The sequence below is a fragment of the Streptomyces candidus genome, assembly GCF_014207445.1.
Lineage (GTDB): Bacteria > Actinomycetota > Actinomycetes > Streptomycetales > Streptomycetaceae > Streptomyces > Streptomyces candidus.
This window is the reverse complement of the sequence record NZ_JACHEM010000002.1, coordinates 377,236-396,287: the sequence shown is the minus strand read 5'-3', so window position 1 is coordinate 396,287 and position 19,052 is coordinate 377,236. Positions and strand designations below refer to the sequence as shown.

Here is a 19,052-nt window from a genome sequence, read left to right as displayed (position 1 = left end):
AAGTACTGTTCTGCTATGTGGAAGCAACATAGGATGCGAGGGTGACGGCGTCAAGAGAGGCGTCCATGGTTCGAGCACTCCCGGCGGTCGGGGCGGGCCGTCTCGGGACATGGACAGAAAAGAGCCGAAGTGGCTGCCAAGCGTTCACCGTTGGTGTGACCATGGATGACACAGCGCATCAGCCGTTCACGCGTTCACGGCCCGGCTGCCCCTTGCCGTGCCGTCGCACCGGAACCCAGTGCCGGAGGTCGCCCCATGGGAAGCAGCGTGCCGGTGCGGTGCCCGGCCTGCAGCCGTGCTCACACGTACGTACCGCCCGTCTTCCCCTGCGCGTGCGGCGCTCCGCTCGCCCCGCCGCTCTTACGCGGCGCACCACCGCAACCGATCACGCACCGCACCTGGACGGACTCCTGGGTGACGGTCCGCTGCCCGTCCTGCGGCCGCCACGACCAGTGGCCGCAGCCGGAGCTGGGCTGCGGCTGCGGCGCGGTGCTGCGCATCCCGGTACGTCCCGCGCCGACCCTGCCGGCGCGGGGTACGGAACCCGCGGGGTCCGTACCGGGCGCGTCCGCGCTCTCCCCCGCCGACGAGGGCCCCGGCGGACCGGGGGGACACCGCGCCCCTCGCAGTCCCCTCCGCTCCGGCAGCCCGCACAGCCGCGACGCCCAGGCCTCCCCCGAAGGGGCCTCCCCCGACGGACGGGGCTCCCCCGGCACCACCGCCTCCTGCACCCCGCCCGCCCGTCCTCCCTTCCGGCCGCTCACCATCCGTACCGCCCGTGACGCCGTCACCGCCGCCGCCCTGTACCTCAAGTGGCTCGGCTTCCGGGACATCTTCCAGTCGCCCGAGCATCCGGCCTCCGGCATCGACCTGCGCGCCCGCGGCCTGGTCGCGCAGGTGGACCCGCGTACCGAGCCGTCCACCCTCCGTGACGTGGAGTGCCTGTGGTTGCACGGGCTCAACGCGTCGGCCGTGTCCGTGTTCTTCTCGCTGACCGGGTACGCGCCGGAGGCCCGGGCCCGCGCGGAGGACCTCGGGCTGCCGCTGTTCGTCATGGACCTCACCGGCACTCCGCAGCCCGCCAACCGTGCCGCGGACGAGCTGATCGGCACCGGCGCCTGACGCTTCGCCGGAGAGCAGCGGCAGGGCGGGTGCCCGGGGGAGAATGCCCCCATGCCCATCCGCCGCGCCGCCGCCGAGGAACTGCCCCTGCTCCAGGACATCGAGCGTGCGGCGGGCGAGCCGTTCCGCGCGCTCGGCATGCCGGAGATCGCGGACGACGACCCGCCTTCGCTCGATCTGCTCCGTACGTACCAACTGGCGGGTCGCGCTTGGGTGTTCAGCGGGACGCGGACCGGCCGTCCGGACGGATACCTGATCTGGCAGCAGGTGGACGGCGGCGCGCACATCGACCAGGTGTCGGTGCACCCCCGCGCCGCCCGCCGTGGCGTGGGCCGCGCGCTCATCGAGCACTTGCAGAGGGAGTCCGGAGCCGCGGCCCTGACCCTGACCACCTTCGCGGAGGTGCCGTGGAACGCCCCGTACTACGCGCGGCTCGGCTTCCGTACGCTCACCGGCGCCGAACTCACCGACGGGCTGCGGCGGATAGTCGCGGAGGAGGCGTCCGCGGGTCTCGACCGCTGGGCCCGGGTGTGCATGCGGCGCACCGCGTCGCCGGCTCCCTAGTGGGCGGCGGGAACGAGCCGGCGGCCACGTCCGGAAGTGGGACCAGGTCCGGGGCCGGCTCGCGGGTCCGGTCGTGTCACGGCTGGAGCGCCCGCGTACGCGTCGCCGTTGCCCGGTGTTGGTCGGCACCAGCCGCACCCGGGGCAGGGTGCGGCGTTCGGCGTTGATCGCGAGCTGGGCGACGTGCGCCCCGGTCACCGCCCGCCGCGCCTCCTCGGGGCCCGATCCGGCGCCCCGGTGCTTGCGTTCGCCTCCACGTCGCCACTTGACTGTTCACATGCCCTTGCACTGGAAGCTCGTCATCGACTGCACCGACGCCCCCGCCCTCGCGGACTTCTGGGCCGCCGCCCTGGAGTACCAGGTGGAGGACCCCGGCCCGCTCATCGGACAGCTGCTCGCCGCCGGCCGTCTCGGCGAGGAGGCGGTCGTCGAGCATCACGGCCGCAAGACCTTCCGCGGTTACGCCGGGATCCGCCACCCCGAGGACCCCTTCGACGCGACGAGCGGCGTGGGCGGCGGCCGTCGGCTGCTCTTCCAGGAGGTGCCCGAGCCCAAGGCCGGCAAGAACCGTCTCCACCTCGACGTGCACAGCGAATCCGGCGGCCTCGACAAGCTGGTGGCGAGGCTGGAGAGCCTGGGCGCGTCACGCGTCCGCGAGGTCGACCAGGGCCCCGCCGGGCACTGGTGGCTCATGCGGGATCCGGAGGGAAACGAATTCTGCGCCGCGTGAAGGACCGGCGCGGTGTGCGCCGCGCGCGGACGTGGCGCGGACCGCGGCGCGTGCGGGCCCCGGACGAGAGGCGCGTGCCACCCGCGACGGCACGCGCCCGGCGTACGGGGCCCCGGCCCGCGTCCGGCCTACTGGATCAGTTGACCTCGCGGGTCCTGCCGTTCCAGTACGGTTCGCGGAGCTTGAACTTCTGGATCTTCCCGGTGGCGGTGCGCGGGATCACGGGGCGGAACTCGACCGTGGTGGGCGACTTGTAACCCGCGATGCGTGCCTTGCAGTGGGCGATGATGTCCGCCTCGTCGGCGCTCGCCCCCTCCGCCAGGACGACCAACGCCTTGATGGTCTCGCCCCACTTGGGGTGCGGGACGCCGATGACGGCGACCTCGGCGACGGCGGGGTGGCCGAAGATGACGTCCTCGACCTCGATCGAGGACACGTTCTCGCCACCGGTGATGATGACGTCCTTCTTGCGGTCGGAGATCGTCAGATGGCCGTCGGCCGGGTCGAGAGCGCCGCCGTCGCCGGTGTGGAACCAGCCCCCTTCCAGGGCAGCGGCCGTCTCCTGCGGCTTCTCCCAGTACCCGTCCAGGACGACGTTGGAGCGGGCCAGCACCTCGCCCGAGTCCGCGATCCCGATCTTGACGCCCAGCGCGGGGATGCCGGCCCGGGACAGTTTGCGGGCGCGCTCCTCGGCGGGCAGGGACGCGTCCGCGGGCTGGGCACGGTTGTAGGTGAGCAGCGGCGAGGTCTCGGTCAGGCCGTAGATCTGGGTGAACTCCCACCCCAGCTCCTCGTCCATCCGCTGGATCGTCCGGGTGGGCGGCGGGGCGCCCGCGCAGACCACCCGCACCCGGTCCCGGCCCGGCACCGGGCCCCGCCAGTCGGCGGCGGCGTCCAGCACCGCGTTCCAGACGGCGGGCGCGCCGCACATCAGGGTGACGCCGTGCTCGTCGACGCGGCGCAGGATCTCGGCGCCGTCGACCTTGCGCAGTACCACCTGCTTGGCGCCGAGACCGGCCATCACGAACGGCATCCCCCAGCCGTTGCAGTGGAACATCGGCAGGGTGTGCAGGTAGACGTCCCGCTCCCACGCCCGGGTGTGCAGGCCGAAGGTGAGCCCGTTGACCCAGATGTTGCGGTGGGTGAGCTGTACGCCCTTGGGGCGGGCGGTGGTGCCCGAGGTGTAGTTGATCGTCGCGGTCGCGTCCTCGTCCGGATTCGACCAGGGGCGCGGCTCGACTCCGTACCGCATCAGCTCGTGGTCGCTCTGCTCGCCGAGTACGAACCGGTGGCGGGCCTTGACGCCGCTGAGCGCGTCGTCGAGTTCGGGGTCGACGAGGAGGACGGAGGCGCCGCTCTGCTGCACCATGTAGTCGATCTCGTCCGGTTTGAGGCGGAAGTTGATCGGAACGCAGATCCGGCCGCTCATCGGTACCGCGAACAACAGCTCAAGAAGCCGTGCCGAGTTGTGGCTGACGACGGCCACCCGCTCGCCCTCCCCGATGCCGAGTGCGTCAAAGCCCGCCTGCCAGGCGCGGACGCGGTCGCCGAGGCGTCCGTATGTGGAGACGGGCACGGGCGGGGCGGGCTGGTTCGGTTCGTCGACGATGCCCGGACTCGCCGCGAAGCCCAGTTCGGCGCGGTCGAGGAAGTCGGAGATGGTCATGGGCGTCCGCATCGTGCACTCTCCCTGGTACCGGCTGTGGTCCTGACATCCTGTTTCAGACACCGGGATCCCACCACCCCGTACCGGGCACGGAAAGACCGCCTCTGCCCGCGGCCCGCCGCCGCACACACCGGAGACGCGGACAGCCGCACCCGCACCCTCCCACCGGGCGGCCGGGCTTGTCGTGCCGGTCCGGGCATGTGCCTTTCTCCACCCGCCCGTTGGGGTACGGCTACTGCCCCTTGGTGCCGAAAGAGCTCACCGAACCGCACGACCTGCCAGGCCGCCGAGCTGAAGGATGGCGAGCGTCCGCGCCCCTCCTCGCTCGCTTCGGCGCGCTGGGCGCGGGCGAGCGGAGCGAAGGGCTCGATGGTGAGGGTGGCCGTGTCACCCTTCGCCGACTGCTCCGCGAGTCGTCGTACCGCGCACGGTACGACGACTCGCGGACAGCTTGGGCCCTCATTGCTCCACCCCGGATGCCCGTTCACCGCGCCCGCGCGATTTGACCCGTATATCCTGCTTCGTGATCCGCCGCCGTGGAAGCACGAGCGCGCGAACGCGCGCACACGCACGAAGGCCCACGCACGGACGCGACGAGGGAGGCGGCCACACCCGATGGCAGCGAAGAAGCGCACATGGCGCAGGCAGCCCTCCCTTTCCCCGCCACCTCCCCCGGCGTCCGCTCCCCCGGCCCCACCGCGGCGCACGGCGCACGACCACGTGAGCGTGGTGAACGCCGCGCTCTACCGCGACGGCATTCGTGTCTCGACGCCGGACTCCCTGGCCGAGACCTTCCGCCAGTTGCGCGAGTACCGCGACGGCATGGCCTGGATCGGCCTGCACCGCCCGTCGGAGGACGAACTCCACTCCCTGGCGGAGGAGTTCGACCTTCACCCGCTGTCCATCGAGGACGCGCTCGAAGCCCACCAGCGGCCGAAGCTGGAGCGGTACGGCGAGACGCTCTTCGTCGTCCTGCGCGCCGCCCGCTACCTCGACGCCCCGGAGGAGGTCGACTTCGGCGAACTGCACGTCTTCCTCGGCCACGACTTCGTCATCACCGTCCGGCACGGCGCGGCCCCCGACCTGTCCGCCGTGCGGCACCGGATGGAGGAGAGCCCTGACCTGCTCGCCCTCGGCCCGGAGGCGGTGCTGTACGCGATCCTCGACGCGGTGGTCGACGGGTACGCGCCTGTCGTGTCCGGGGTGCAGAACGACATCGACGAGATCGAGACAGAAGTCTTCCGCGGCGACCCCGAGGTGTCGCGGCGCATCTACGAACTCTCCCGCGAGGTGGTGGAGTTCCAGCGCGCGACGCGGCCCCTGATCGGCATGCTGAACGGCCTGATGGCGGGCTTCACCAAGTACGGCACGGACGAGGAACTCCAACGCTACCTGCGCGACGTCGCCGACCACGTCACGCACACCAGCGAACGCGTGGACGGCTTCCGCCAGGCCCTGACCGACATCCTCACCGTCAACGCCACGCTGGTCACCCAGCAGCAGAACGCGGAGATGCGCGCGCTGGCGGTGGCCGGCTTCGAGCAGAACGAGGAGATCAAGAAGATCTCCGCCTGGGCGGCCATCCTCTTCGCGCCCACACTCGTCGGCACCATCTACGGCATGAACTTCGACAGCATGCCCGAGCTGCACTGGACGCTCGGGTACCCGTTCGCGATCGTGCTGATGGCGGTGGTGTGCGTCAGCCTGTACGTCGTTTTCAAGAGGCGCGACTGGCTGTAAAGGGGTTGCCGCCACGCCGGGCCGGCACCGGCAGGGCGCGACGCACGCGGCGAGGCGAGGGGGACGCGCCCGGATGTCGGGCGCGTCCCCCCTCCGTACCCGTCAGGCGCCGGCGCCCGTCGCCTCCCGCCACTCCGTGACGTAGTCGTCGAAGATGGCGCGCAGGTGGTGGCCGATCTGGAGGTAGTCCAGGTCGTCGAGGTTGGCCAGGGAGGCGCGGACCGACCACTGGGGGCCGTCGAAGCCGCCGCCGTTGAGGAGTACCACGGACGTCTGCTCGGCGAGGCGGAACAGCGGGTCCACCGGCTCGTAGTTCTGTTGCAGGAAGTCCGCGAACTCCTTGCCCTGGGTGCGTTCGGCTTCGGCGAGGAGGTCGAGTTCGATGTAGTACGCGGCCCGCTTCGGGTCCTCGGCGATCTTCATCTGGGCTCCCTCCAGCAGGAGCTGGAGCCTGCGCTGCACGACGGTGCGGATGCGCTGCTTGTACGCCTGGCCCTCGTCCAGCATGTCGAAGAGGGAGAAGAGGACCATCATGACCTGCTGCGGCAGGGAGAGACCGGCGGTGTGGTTGAGGGCGACCTGGCGGGAGTCCGCGACGAGCCGGTCGATGAATTTGATCTTCTCGGGTTCCAGGGTGAGCGTCCCGTAGCGCTTGTCGAGCCGGTCCTTCTCCTCCTGGGGCTGGGCGGCGATCATCGCGTCGATGACGTTGTCGTCGTGCAGGGCGATGACGCCGAGCCGCCAGCCGGTGGCCCCGTAGTGCTTGGAGTACGAGTAGACGAGGAGGGTGTTGCGGGGCAGATCGGCGGCGACGGAGCGGAAACCGTCGACGAAGGTGCCGTACACGTCGTCGGTGACGATGATCAGGTCCGGGTTGGGGCCGGCGACGATGTCCTTGATCTGGTCGGTGACCCGCTGGGAGAGCGCGAGGGAGGGCGGGTTGCTCGGGTTGACCAGGCAGACCATCCTGACCGTGGGGTCCTCCAGCTTGGCGACCTCCTCGGGGGGGTAGCGCCACTCGCGTACGCCGCCCTCGGCGAACATGCTCGCCTCGACGCGTACGACGTCGAAGTCGTAGGTGTCGAGTTCGGGGATCTCCAGGTACGGGGTGAACTCCGGCACCATCAGCGCGATGCGGTCGCCCTTCTTCAGGACGCCGTTCTTCATGAGGGAGTCGAAGGTGTAGCACATCGCCGCCGTGCCGCCCTCGGTGGCGAAGACGCTGAGGTGGTCCGTCGGGGGCCTGCGGTCGAACATCTCGTCCTGGAGGTAGCCGCGGACGATGTGCTCGGTGTGGGTGAGGATGCGGTCGGGGCTGGGGTAGTTGTCGCCGATCATCGAGTCGGTCATCTCGTGGACGAACGCGTCGCGGTCGAAGCCGAAGCGGGACACCGCGAGGTCGAAGCACGCCTTGAGCATCTCGATGCCGGGCAGGCCGGGGTGCGTACGGACGAACCGCTCGAAGCGTTCGGCGGACCCCTCCTCCTCCGGCATCCCGCCGAGGTTGTCGGCCGTCCATACGCGACGGGACTCCGCCAGTGCGAAGTAGCCGAGCGCGTAGTACGCCTCGCGGGGGCCGGTGGCGACCCAGTTGGGGTTGCCGCGGCCCGCGTTGAGCATGGTGCGGGTCGTCTCCCCTTTCTGGCCGGGCTTGTCCGCCTGCGCGGATTCGGCGAGCTTGATGAACTCGGCCTTCAGCTCGAAGGGGCTCAGGGTGGAGAGCCGCTTCATCTCCTCGCGGCTGTACGTGGACTTCGGCACGGAGCGACTCCTAGGGAGGGGAGGTGGTTCGGGGAGACCCGTCAGTGGTGCAGGAGGACGACGACCGCACCCCAGATGGTCAGCAGCACGTTCCCGATGGCGTAGGGGATGGTGTAACCGAGGGTGGGGATCTGGGACTTGGCGTTCTCGTTGAGGGCGCCGATCGCAGCGGTGGTGGTCTGGCCGCCGGCCAGCACGCCCAGCAGGATGGGGAAGCGGAGCTTCTGCACGTAGTGGCCGAAGAAGAAGCCGACGATCAGCGGGACGACGGTGGTGAGGGCGCCGAACACCAGCAGGCCCCAGCCGGCGGTGGACAGTCCGCTGGTGAAACCGGGTCCGGCGTTGATCCCGACGATCGCCACGAACATGCACAGCCCGAGGGTGTCCATCAGCCACTGCGCACCCGGCGGCACGTTGCCGAAGGTGGGGTACTTGCCGCGCAGGTAGCCGAAGACCAGGCCCATGATGAGTCCGCCGCCGGAGGTCGACAGGGAGATCGGCACGCCGCCCATGGTGAGCGCGGGGATGCCGATGCAACCGCCGAGGAAGACGCCGAGGCCGACCCAGACCATGTCGGTGGCGAAGCTGGTGGGGACCTTCTCGCCGATCTCCCGCGCCGCGGGCTCGACGAGGCGCTTGGGCCCGGAGAGGATGAGGGTGTCGCCGCGTTCCAGTTCGGTGGAGAGCCGGTACGGGAACTCCGTGCCCGACCGGTACAGCTTGTCCACGTACACCCCGACCATGAACGGCTCCCGCCGCAGGTCGGCGATGCTCTTGCCGAGCTGGGCCTTCTCGGAGACCACGACGTGCAGGTGTTCCGTCTGGTAGCCGAGGAGTTCGACGTCGTCGGCCTCCGTACCGATGTGGGTGCGGGCGTCGTAGGCGACCAGGTCGCCGCGCAGTGCGCTGACGGCGACCACGTCGCCCTCGGCGAGGGCGGTCGACTGGGAGTGCGGCAGGATCTCGCCGGCGCGTCTGACCTGGGTGAGGTAGATGCGGCGGCCGAGTTCCTTCTGCTGGTTCTCGAAGTCCTCGATGGTGCGGCCCACCAGGTCGGGGCGCTGCACGGTGTACGCGCGCAGCACCACCTCGTAGTAGCCGGCACTCAGGTCGGGGTTGTCGTTGGGGGCGTCCAGCTCCTTGGCGAGGGTGGTGCTCTCGGCGGCCAGGTTCCGGCGGTAGAGCCGGGGCAGCACGTTGGCGAGCAGCATCGCGCACAGGATCGTGCCCAGCGGGTAGGTCACCGCGTACCCGACCGCGACGAGGTTCTCCTCGTTCTTGGCGTCCGCCGCGCTGATGCCCGGCAGGGTGCCGATGGCGTCCTGGGCGACACCGATCGCGGCGGACTGGGTGAGCGAGCCGCTCATCAGGCCCGCGGTGAGCCCGGGACCGTACCCGAGCAGTGCGGCGAAGCCCCAGGCGACGAGCAGGCCCGTCACGCAGACGACGACCGCGTTGAGGACCTGGGGCAGGCCGTCCTTCTTGAGGCCGCGGAAGAACTGCGGGCCGACCTTGTAGCCCAGTGCGAACAGGAACAGGATGAAGAACAGATCCTTCACCGTGCCGTTGACCGGGACCTTCAGCTGCGCGCCGAGGAGCAGGCCCATCACCAGACAGCCGGTGACCGCGCCCAGCGCGATCGTCTTGTAGTGGACCTTTCCGACGAGGAAGCCGAGCGCGACGACGAGGAAGACCAGGAGTTCGGGGTGCGGCTCGAAGATGTTCCGTACGAGGAAGTCGATCACGTCACGCCCCCAGAACGCCCACGAGGAGAGGCCCCGTGAGCGGCAGCAGGAAGTTGGACAGGGTGTAGGTGATCGTGTAGCCGAGCATCGGGACCGAGCTCTGCGCCGTCTGGGTGACGGCGGTGATGGCGGGGGTGGAGCACTGCTGGCCCGCGATGGCGCCGATCAGCAGGGGCTTCTCGATCTTCAGCAGCTTCCGCCCGACGACGAGCGACAGCGTGGCGGGGACCAGCACCATGGCGATCCCGGCGAACGGCAGCAGCGCCCCGTACTCCTTGAGCAGCGGCCAGGCCTGCGGCCCGGACACCAGGCCCGTACAGGCGATGAACAGCGCCAGGCCCATGTCCTTGAGGGTGGAGGCCGCCTGCGGCGGGAACGCGCCGAAGGTCTGCGAACGCGAGCGGAACCAGCCGAAGAGGAGCCCCGAGATCAGGCAGCCGCCGCCGGTGCCGAGCGACATCGGGACGTCTCCCGCCGTGACGACGATCTGCCCGATCAGTGAGCCGACGACGATGCCCAGGCCCAGGTAGATGAAGTCGGTGGCGTCGTTCTTGACCACCGCGCCGATCTTCGAGACCACCTTGGAGAGCCCGGAGCGCGCGCCCACGAGGGTGAGCACGTCGCCCCGGTGGAGCACCGTCTCACCGGCAGCCGGCAGGCGCTGGTCGCCCCGCTGGAGTTCGGTGACGTACACCCCGTCCTTCATGAACTCGGGGTGCTGCTGCTGGAGCTGGTCGATTGTCAGGCCGTGGGTGGCCTTGTCCGTCACCGCGACCTGGCGCGAGGCCAGCGGGGTGTCGAGGCCGGGGATGCCCGGGGTCTCGGGTCCGATGAGCCGTCCGGCCTCGATGGCATTGGCCCGGCGTCCCACGACGAGGACGAGGTCGGAGAGGGTCAGCCTGAGGCCGGGCGCCGAGGGGAGCAGCCGGCTGCCCCGTTTGACGGCCTCGACGGTGATCCGGCCGTCCAGTTCCGCTTCGAGCTGTGCGACGGTCCGGCCGTCCGCGTGGGTGACCAGGTAGGTGCGGCCGACCAGGCCGGGGAGCGCGGCCCGCTCGTCGGCCTCCAGGCCGTGCCCGCCGCCGCGCATCTTCTCCCACAACTCGCGGGACGCGTCGGCCAGGTTGATGCCCAGCAGCCTCGGCATGATCTGGCTGGTGTACAGGACGATCGTGATCAGGCCGAAGAGGTAGCAGACGGTGTACGCCGTGGCCACGTGCCCCTGGTACTGGGTGATCTGGTCCGGGCTGAGGTCGCCGAGCTTGCCGATCGCCTCGGTGGCCGTGCCGACCACAGCGGACTCCGTGGCGGCCCCGGCGAGGATGCCCGAGGCCGTGCCCACGTCGAGGTCGAAGATCTTCGCCAGCCCGTACGCGATGCCCAGGACGCTGACCAGTTCGATCAGACAGAGCGCGAAGAAGCGCAGGCTCTTGCGGTTGAGGTTGGCGAAGAACTGCGGGCCGGCCATGTAGCCGAGGGCGAAGATGAACAGCGCGAAGAAGACGTTCTTCACGTCCCCCGAGACCTGCACCTCGGCCCAGGCTCCCAGCAGGAGGGAGACGATCAGCGTTCCGCAGATGCCGCCGAGCGCGATGGGTCCCACACGGAGCTTGCCCACCAGGTAGCCGAGGGCGAGACAGAGGAAGAGCGCCAGCTCGGGATGTTCCTTGAGTACACCCACGGCGTTCAGCCGCCGACTTGGACATAACGGATGAATACGCGCATGTCGCAAAAAGTAACAGCGGGTTCACCGTCCGGCACTCCGGGACGACGGCCGCTCGTCGTGGCAGGGCATCGATCCGGCATACCGGCCGCGCATTCAGCGGCGCGGCACGTGAAGGTGACGCCGGGCCGGAGCACCTCGTCGGCCTTGCGGCCCTTGGGACGAGGGCGAGCGGCAGGCCGGCGCCCACCGTGCGGCCGTTCGCGGGGCGATCTGCGGGGCGACGGTCCGGCGCGGGACGCCGGTGATCCGCACGGCGGGCGGGGCGGGCGTCACCGTGGCGGCGCTCGGAGCCCTGGCACGTACCCCGTGCGTGCCGTACCGGGCGGCCCGCCCCGTGCTCAGCCGGTCGTGTGCTTCCTGCGGGCCCAGAACGGCAGGGCATACCAGCACAGCAGGTACCAGGTGACCACTCCGGCGACCAGCCACGGGGCGTAGGCGTTGTGCGTGACCACGCGCATCACCAGCAGCAGGGCACAGGAGAGTGTGGCGAGGAGCAGGGCCAGGCCGAGGAAGGTCAGCCGGGAGGCCCAGACCACCGCCTGGGGCTTGATACGACGGCCGGAGACGATGCGGTGGAAGGAGACCGGACCGATGAGTGCGCCGGTGGCGGTGGAGCCGAGGACGATCGTGATGATGTAGAGGGTCTTTTCGGTCTGCGGCAGATCCTGGAAGGTCGGCTGGAAGACCACGGTGAGCAGGAATCCCAGCAGGATCTGAACACCGGTCTGCGCGACGCGTATCTCCTGGACCAGTTCGGCCCACTGCCGGTCGGCCCGCTCGTCCTCGGTCTCGTTGCGGCCCTGGGAACGGTCGGCCCGCTCGTCCTCGGTCTCGTTGCGGCCCTGGGAACGGTCGGCCCGCTCGTCCTCGGTCCCGCCGCGGTCCTGGGAACGGTCGGCCCCCGTCTGCCGATCGATCTCGGTCATCTCTCGACCCTCCTCGTGCACTGCATAAACGAGTCGTGCCCGTTCACATCGAGCACACAATCGAGCACATACCCTTTCGGGGGGCGTCCATGAACTCGACGGGCGGCCCCGTCCTGGGTGAGCGCCGTCTTGCGGGGCGAGCGGATCCGGGAGCGGCAAAATTTGTCGTACGGCAACTGTGGCACCATGACCCACGGAACGCCCGTTCGGAAGTGAGCTGGTCGTACCGGTGCCGCCCCCTGCGCGGGCCGGCGTCGAGCAATCACGGTGGAGGGGTGGACAGGACCATGGCAAGCGGTACGGACACGAGTAGGCGGCGGACGCCGGGAGGACCGGGCGGTACGGCCGGTTCGGTGGGCGAGCCCGAGCTGCGGCAGCTGCTTGCCGGGCTGACAGCGGTACGGGACGGCGACTTCGGCACGAGACTGCCCGACGACCGCGACGGGCTCCTCGGCGAGATCGCGCTCGTCTTCAACGGCATGGTCGACCAGCTGTCGCTGTTCACCTCCGAGGTCACCCGGGTCGCCCGCGAGGTCGGCACCGACGGCCGCCTCGGCGGCCAGGCCGACGTGCCCGGCGTGGACGGCACCTGGAAGGACCTCACCGACTCCGTCAACGCGATGGCGGGGAACCTGACCACTCAGGTCCGTGACATCGCCCAGGTGGCGACGGCGGTCGCCAAGGGCGACCTGACGCGCAAGATCGACGTGGACGCCCAGGGCGAGATCCACGAGCTGAAGAACACCATCAACACGATGGTCGACCAGCTCTCGTCCTTCGCCGACGAGGTGACCCGGGTGGCCCGCGAGGTGGGCACCGAGGGGCGGCTCGGCGGCCAGGCGGACGTGCAGGGCGTCTCCGGCACCTGGAAGGACCTGACGGAGTCCGTCAACGTCATGGGCGACAACCTGACCGCTCAGGTGCGCTCCATCGCCCAGGTGACCACCGCCGTCGCCAAGGGCGACCTCTCGCAGAAGATCCGGGTGGACGCCCGCGGCGAGATCCTGGAGCTGAAGGAGACCATCAACACGATGGTCGACCAGCTCTCCGCGTTCGCGGACGAGGTGACCCGGGTGGCCCGCGAGGTCGGCACCGAGGGCAACCTGGGCGGCCAGGCGACCGTGCGCGGCGTCTCGGGCACCTGGAAGGACCTCACCGACAACGTCAACGTGATGGCCTCCAACCTGACCGGCCAGGTGCGCTCCATCGCCCAGGTCGCGACGGCCGTCGCCAAGGGCGACCTCTCGCAGAAGATCAACGTCGAGGCCAAGGGCGAGGTCGCCGCGCTCGCGGGTGTGATCAACACCATGGTGACGACGCTGTCCGCGTTCGCCGACGAGGTGACCCGGGTGGCCCGCGAAGTCGGCACCGAGGGCATTCTCGGCGGCCAGGCGCACGTCCCGCACGTGGCCGGGACCTGGAAGGACCTCACCGACAACGTCAACTCGATGGCGAACAACCTCACCGGGCAGGTCCGCAACATCGCCCAGGTGACCACCGCCGTCGCGCAGGGCGATCTGACCCGCAAGATCGACGTCGACGCCCGCGGCGAGATCCTGGAGCTCAAGACCACCATCAACACGATGGTCGACCAGCTCTCCTCGTTCGCGGCCGAGGTCACCCGGGTGGCCCGCGAAGTGGGCTCCGAGGGCAGGCTCGGCGGCCAGGCCGAGGTCGAAGGGGTCTCCGGCACCTGGAAGCGGCTCACCGAGAACGTCAACGAGCTGGCCGGGAACCTCACCCGGCAGGTGCGCGCCATCGCCGAGGTGACCAGCGCCGTGGCCGAGGGCGACCTCACGCTCTCGATCACCGTGGACGCCTCCGGCGAGGTGGCCGAGCTCAAGGACAACATCAACTCGATGGTGGAGTCCCTGCGCGAGACCACCCGCGCCAACCACGAACAGGACTGGCTCAAGACCAACCTGGCCCGCATCTCGGGCCTCATGCAGGGCCAGCGCGACCTGACCGTCGTCGCCGAACTGATCATGGACGAGCTGACCCCGCTGGTCGGCGCGCAGTACGGGGCGTTCTACCTCGCGCAGGAGACCCCGCACGAGGCGGGTGTCCGCCCCGAACTCGAACTCATCGGCTGGTACGGGCACTTCCAGGGCTCCGAGGACCGGCCGGTCCGCTTCGAGCTGGGCCAGTCGATGGTCGGCCAGGTGGCGCGCAGCCGCCGCACGATCGCCGTCGACGACCTCCCGCCGGGGTACGTCACCGTGTCCTCCGGCCTCGGGTCGGCGGACGCGCGCAGCCTGCTCGTGCTGCCGATCGTCGTCGAGGGCCAGGTGCTCGGCGTGATCGAGCTCGCCTCGGTGGGCGGTTTCACCCCGGTGCACCGGGACTTCCTGGAGCAGCTCATGGAGACGGTCGGCGTCAACGTGAACACCATCGTCGCCAACGCCCGTACGGATGAACTCCTCGGCGAGTCGCAGCGGCTGGCCGAGGAGCTGCAGTCGCGCTCCGAGGAACTCCAGTCGCAGCAGGAGGAGTTGCAGCACTCGAACGCGGAGCTGGAGGAGAAGGCAGCACTGCTGGCCTCCCAGAACCGGGACATCGAGGCGAAGAACCTGGAGATCGAGCAGGCCAGGCAGGAGCTGGAGGACCGCGCGCAGCAGCTGTCCATCGCCTCCAAGTACAAGTCGGAGTTCCTGGCGAACATGAGCCACGAGCTGCGCACCCCGCTCAACTCCCTGTTGATCCTCGCCCAGTTGCTCGCCCAGAACCCGACCCGCAACCTTTCCCCCAAGCAGGTCGAGTACGCGGGCGTCATTCACTCGGCCGGCTCCGACCTGCTGCAGCTGATCAACGACATCCTCGACCTGTCGAAGGTCGAGGCCGGAAAGATGGACGTCAACCCGGAGCCGGTGGCGCTGCGGACCCTCCTGGACTACATCGAGGCGACGTTCCGTCCGATGACCGCGCAGAAGGGTCTGGACTTCCGGATCAGCGTCGCGCCGAGCGCGCCCGCCGAACTGGTCACCGACGACTCGCGGCTGCGCCAGGTGCTGCGCAACCTGCTGTCCAACGCGGTGAAGTTCACCGAGTCGGGTGCGGTGGAGCTGCGCATCGACCCGGCGATCGGCAACGACCTGCCGCCGTCGGTGCGCCCGCACGGCCCGGCCGTCGCGTTCCGTGTGATGGACACCGGCATCGGCATCGCCGAACCGCAGCTCGAAGCGATCTTCGGGGCGTTCCAGCAGGCGGACGGCACGACCAGCCGCAAGTACGGCGGCACCGGCCTCGGGCTGTCCATCAGCCGGGAGATGGCGCACCTGCTGGGCGGCGCGATCCAGGTGACCAGCGCACCGGGCGAGGGCAGCACCTTCACGCTGTACATCCCGGTGGCCCGCTTCGAGTCGCCCGCCGCGTACGCGGACCCGGCACTCGCGCAGGGCGGCGAGAGGGCGCCCGGGGCGTCGGCCGCGGTCGTACCGGCACAGCAGCGCCGGCTGCTCGTCATAGAGGACCGGCCGCGCGGCCTGCTGTCGCTGGTCGCGGAGAGTGCGGTCGCGGAGCTGGCGGAGGGTTCGCTGCCGGACACCCGGGGGCCCGTGCACGTCCGTACGGCCGTGGGCCCCGAGGAGGCGGCCGCGGCGCTCGCCAACGACCCGTGCCACTGTGTGGTCATCGGCCTCGACATGCCCGGCGGGTCCGCGATGCGGCTCCTGGAGGCGCTGGACGGCGATCCGGCACTGCGTCAGGTGCCGGTGCTCGCCCACCACACGCGGCCGCTGGAGGCGGGCCAGGAACAGCGGATCATCGACTGGTCGAAGTCCAAACCGCTGGAGCTGCTGCCCAGTCTGGACGAGCTGCGGGAGCGGATCGCGCTGCACCTGACGGCCGAACGGCCCGCGGACGTCCTGCCGTTGGTGCGTCCCACGGCTCCCGCCGTGGAGCCGGCGCAGGCCTCGGAGCCCGCCGGGGACGGGGCGCTCGACCTGTCGGGCCGGGTCGTCCTGGTCGTCGACGACGACGCCCGCAACGTGTACGCCCTGACCGGCATTCTCGAACTGCACGGTATGCGCGTGCTGCACGCCGACAACGGCCGCAAGGGCCTTGAGGTGCTTGCCATGCACGGCGGGGTGGAACTGATTCTGATGGACGTGATGATGCCCGAGATGGACGGGTACGCCGCGACCGCCGCGATCCGCGCCATGCCCGAGCACGCCGACCTGCCGATCATCGCGGTGACCGCGAAGGCGATGGAGGGCGACCGGGACAAGTGCCTGGCGGCCGGCGCAAGCGACTACATCACCAAGCCCGTGGACGCCGGCGACCTGGTGGACCGCATGCGCACCTGGCTCACCCGGTGAGCGGGGACGCCTCAGGGCCCTACGGTTCCTTCACGCCCGGCGACTCCTTCACCGCGGACGGGTCCGCGTTCGCCCCGGAGCTGCTCACGCACACCGCGGACGGCCCCCCGGCCGGTGCGGGCCGGCCCGCACCCGTCGCGGCGACCCAGCCGCTGGACGCGCTGGCCGCCACCATCGAGCAGCTGCGCCGTGACCTGACGCTGGCGCAGGACTCGGCAGACGCACGGGCGTTGATCGGTATCGCGACCGGCATCCTCGTCGAGCGCGGTCAGGGCGGGCCCGCCGAGGCGGCACTGCACCTGGAGCAGCTGGCCGAGGCCGCGCGGTTGCCGCTGCTCGAACTGGCCGCCGACATCGTGAACGGGGCGGCCGACGACCACGTGGCGGAGACCCTGCCCCCAGGCACGCTCGCGGCGGGCGTGCTGCGGGCCGAGGAGCTGGTGGCGGACCTCCTGCGGACGGAGGGCCTGCCTCCGGGCTCGCTCCCGTCCGAACTGCTCCGGGCGGACGGGCCCCCACCGGGGACGCTCCCCGCGGACTCCCGCCCGGGGCGGGAGCCGGGGCGGGACATGTTCTCCGCCGACGGCCCTCCGTCGGCCGGATCCGCCCCGGACGCGCCGGCGAGCGACCTCGCGGACTCCTCGCCCCGTATTCCGTCGCAGGCGCCGGCGGGTGCGTCGCCCGGCGACTCCGCCCGGCCCGGGAACGTGCTGCGGCTGCGCGCCGCCGAGACCGGGTCGATGACCGGCGACGCGCAGACCGCAGTGCAGTCGCTGTTCGAGCAGGCGCTCGCCCCGCTGGGCGCGAGTGCGCTGGCGCTGTGGGCCGCCGGCCGCGACGGCGCGCTGATACTCGCCGGGCACGCGGGCTTCTCCCGCGGCGAGGCCGAACGCTGGCGGTACGTGCCGCCGGGCGTGCGCACCTGGGCGCAGCAGGTACTGGCCGAGCGCCGCCCGCGCTGGTACGGGACGCTGCCCTGCGACACCCCCGGCATCGGGCTGCGCCACGGCTCCGACGGGGCGCGCAGCATCCTGCCCGCCGAGGTGGGAGGCCGCATCCTGGGCGTGCTGGAGGTGTGCTGGCCGCAGCCGCAGCCCCCGCTGACCCAGGCGGCCACCCGCCAGCTCGACGCGCTCGCCGACCTGTGCGCGCACACCCTGCCCGGCATCGACGTGTCGGTCGCCGCGGCGGGTATCCCGCCGGACGAGCAGGCGGGCCCGCTCGCCGACCTCGCCGACGGTCTGCTCGACCCGGCGCTCGTGCTGCTGCCGCTCCTCAACGGCCGCGACGAGGTGGTCGACTTCCACATCGCGTACGCCAACGGGCGCTTCACCGACCTGTCGGGGCGTTCCCGGTCCTTGCTGACGGGGATGCGCTGGCTGGAGGCGTACCCGCTGAGCGCCCAGCAGGGTGGCCTGTACGAGCACCTGCTGAGGGTGCACGCCACCGGCGAGCCCTTCCGGGCGGGCCGGATGGCGCTCAGCTCCCAGGTGGACGAGGTGCCGCTGGTGTCCGTGGCATCGGTGGGCATCGGCCGCTACGGCGATTCGGTGCTGCTGAGCTGGCGGCTGGAGGACGAGGCGTCCCGCCTGGCCTCCCTCCTCCAGCACGCCCAGCGCCTGGGCCGGATCGGCGGGTTCGAGGAGAACGCCGTCACCGGGGAGATCCTGTGGAACAGTCAGCTGTTCTCCCTGTTCGGCCTGCCGCCGAGTTCATCCCCCGTTCCGCTGGAGCGGCTGCACCGGCACGCGCACGACGACGACTCGGTGGCCATCGGCCGTTTCCTGCGCACCCTGATGCACCACCGCCACTCGGCGTCCACGGCGTTCCGGCTGCGCCGGGCGGACGGGGTGATGCGGCACATCCGTATCGTCGCCGAACCCGTCACCGACCCGGGCGGGAACATCCTGTCGGTGCGCGGTGCCTACCAGGACGTGTCGTCCCAGCACTGGACCGAGGTGGCGCTGGCCGCCACCCGCGACCGGCTCGCGGACTCCGAGGAGCAGGCGGCGGAGCGCAGCAGGCTCGCCCTCCAGCTCCAGCAGGCCATCATGCCGCCGACCCGCGACGCGGTGGACACCTCCGGGCTGCTGGTCGCGGTCCGCTACCGGCCCGCCGAGGAGGAGCACCTGGTCGGCGGCGACTGGTACGACGCGGTCGCGCTCCCCGACGGCAAGGTCCTGCTCGCGGTCGGCGACGTCGCGGGGCACGGCATCGACGCGGCGACCGGGATGGTCGTGCTGCGCAACGCGCTGCGCGGGCTCGCCGCCACGGGCGCCGGGCCGGCCCAGTTGCTCGGCTGGCTGAACTCGGTCGCCCACCATCTCACCGAGCAGGTGACCGCCACCGCGATCTGCGGCATCTTCGACCCGGCGACCCGGCTGCTGCGCTGGGCCCGTGCGGGCCACCCGCCGCCGGTGCTGGTACGGGACGGGGCCGCGGCGGCGCTGCCCATGCCGCCCGGCATACTCCTCGGGGCGATCGGTCTGGCCCCGTACACGGAGGACGAACTCGTCCTGGAGGCCGGGGACCGCCTCCTGATGTACACGGACGGCCTGATCGAGCGGCGCGACCGCACGGTGCAGGAGTCCCTGGAGCAGCTCCTCGCGCTGGCGGGCAAGGCCCCGCCCGAGCTGGAGAAGCACTTGGACCAGCTCCTCACCCACAGCCGCTCCGACACCGACGACGACACGTGTCTGATCGGCATCGAGGTGCGCTGATCCGACCCATCTGCCCCCGCCCCGCTGCCACCCCTT

Annotated in this window: 11 protein-coding genes; 6 read left to right on the top strand and 5 right to left on the bottom strand. The window is 70.9% G+C overall.

The genetic code is table 11. The features are described from left to right. Nucleotides 1-255 precede the first annotated feature (255 nt). The 3 genes from HNQ79_RS04730 to HNQ79_RS04720 all read left to right on the top strand — a co-directional run bounded on the left by HNQ79_RS04730 (nt 256) and on the right by HNQ79_RS04720 (nt 2,416). A complete protein-coding gene (locus HNQ79_RS04730) occupies nt 256-1,122 on the top strand; it encodes a hypothetical protein (RefSeq protein WP_185027188.1) in 867 nt (288 codons plus the stop codon). Between the two features lie 51 nt (nt 1,123-1,173). Continuing rightward, a complete protein-coding gene (locus HNQ79_RS04725; protein ID WP_185027187.1) occupies nt 1,174-1,686 on the top strand; it encodes a GNAT family N-acetyltransferase in 513 nt (170 codons plus the stop codon). A 277-nt stretch (nt 1,687-1,963) separates the two neighbouring features. Continuing rightward, entirely contained in the window at nt 1,964-2,416 is a 453-nt protein-coding gene (locus HNQ79_RS04720; protein WP_185027185.1) for a VOC family protein, read from the top strand. A 136-nt stretch (nt 2,417-2,552) separates the two neighbouring features. Here the strand turns inward: HNQ79_RS04720 and HNQ79_RS04715 are convergent, their stop codons facing one another. After that, nucleotides 2,553-4,094: an AMP-binding protein gene (locus tag HNQ79_RS04715; RefSeq protein WP_185027183.1), complete on the bottom strand. Its 1,542-nt coding sequence runs from the start codon at nt 4,092-4,094 to the stop codon at nt 2,553-2,555. Nucleotides 4,095-4,697: 603 nt separating this feature from the next. On the opposite strand from HNQ79_RS04715, the gene HNQ79_RS04710 reads away from it, so the two are divergent. Then, the gene (locus tag HNQ79_RS04710) at nt 4,698-5,822 is read left to right on the top strand and encodes a magnesium and cobalt transport protein CorA (RefSeq protein ID WP_185027181.1); all 1,125 of its coding nucleotides are present in this window, start codon (nt 4,698-4,700) and stop codon (nt 5,820-5,822) included. Between the two features lie 102 nt (nt 5,823-5,924). Here HNQ79_RS04710 and HNQ79_RS04705 read toward each other — a convergent pair whose 3' ends face one another. The 4 genes from HNQ79_RS04705 to HNQ79_RS04690 form a co-directional block, all read right to left on the bottom strand. Next, nucleotides 5,925-7,583 (bottom strand): bifunctional aspartate transaminase/aspartate 4-decarboxylase, encoded by a 1,659-nt coding sequence (locus HNQ79_RS04705; protein WP_185027179.1) that lies wholly within the window; start codon nt 7,581-7,583, stop codon nt 5,925-5,927. A 41-nt stretch (nt 7,584-7,624) separates the two neighbouring features. Next, nucleotides 7,625-9,328, bottom strand: a complete 1,704-nt coding sequence (gene aspT / locus HNQ79_RS04700) for an aspartate-alanine antiporter (protein WP_185027177.1) — start codon at nt 9,326-9,328, stop codon at nt 7,625-7,627. A gap of 1 nt (nt 9,329) precedes the next feature. Beyond that, nucleotides 9,330-11,009 carry an aspartate-alanine antiporter gene (gene aspT, locus HNQ79_RS04695; RefSeq protein WP_185027175.1) on the bottom strand — a complete coding sequence of 560 codons (1,680 nt, stop codon included), beginning with the start codon at nt 11,007-11,009 and terminating at the stop codon, nt 9,330-9,332. A 383-nt stretch (nt 11,010-11,392) separates the two neighbouring features. Continuing rightward, nucleotides 11,393-11,980 (bottom strand): DUF6328 family protein, encoded by a 588-nt coding sequence (locus HNQ79_RS04690; protein ID WP_221507330.1) that lies wholly within the window; start codon nt 11,978-11,980, stop codon nt 11,393-11,395. Nucleotides 11,981-12,267: 287 nt separating this feature from the next. Here HNQ79_RS04690 and HNQ79_RS04685 point away from each other — a divergent pair, with 287 nt between their 5' ends. Further along, nucleotides 12,268-16,296, top strand: coding sequence for a HAMP domain-containing protein (locus tag HNQ79_RS04685; protein WP_185027173.1), 4,029 nt, complete (start codon nt 12,268-12,270; stop codon nt 16,294-16,296). Next, nucleotides 16,293-19,016, top strand: a complete 2,724-nt coding sequence (locus HNQ79_RS04680; protein WP_229923204.1) for a SpoIIE family protein phosphatase — start codon at nt 16,293-16,295, stop codon at nt 19,014-19,016. Before HNQ79_RS04685 ends, HNQ79_RS04680 begins: the two co-directional genes overlap by 4 nt. Nucleotides 19,017-19,052 lie beyond the last annotated feature (36 nt).

Excerpts from the sequence above, each read along its gene's own strand:
- HNQ79_RS04685 (WP_185027173.1), top strand. The coding sequence starts at position 12,268 with ATGGCAAGCGGTACGGACACGAGTAGGCGGCGGACGCCGGGAGGACCG.
- HNQ79_RS04710 (WP_185027181.1), top strand. The coding sequence starts at position 4,698 with ATGGCAGCGAAGAAGCGCACATGGCGCAGGCAGCCCTCCCTTTCCCCG.
- HNQ79_RS04715 (WP_185027183.1), bottom strand. The coding sequence starts at position 4,094 with ATGCGGACGCCCATGACCATCTCCGACTTCCTCGACCGCGCCGAACTG.
- HNQ79_RS04720 (WP_185027185.1), top strand. The coding sequence starts at position 1,964 with ATGCCCTTGCACTGGAAGCTCGTCATCGACTGCACCGACGCCCCCGCC.
- HNQ79_RS04730 (WP_185027188.1), top strand. The coding sequence starts at position 256 with ATGGGAAGCAGCGTGCCGGTGCGGTGCCCGGCCTGCAGCCGTGCTCAC.
- HNQ79_RS04690 (WP_221507330.1), bottom strand. The coding sequence starts at position 11,980 with ATGACCGAGATCGATCGGCAGACGGGGGCCGACCGTTCCCAGGACCGC.
- HNQ79_RS04725 (WP_185027187.1), top strand. The coding sequence starts at position 1,174 with ATGCCCATCCGCCGCGCCGCCGCCGAGGAACTGCCCCTGCTCCAGGAC.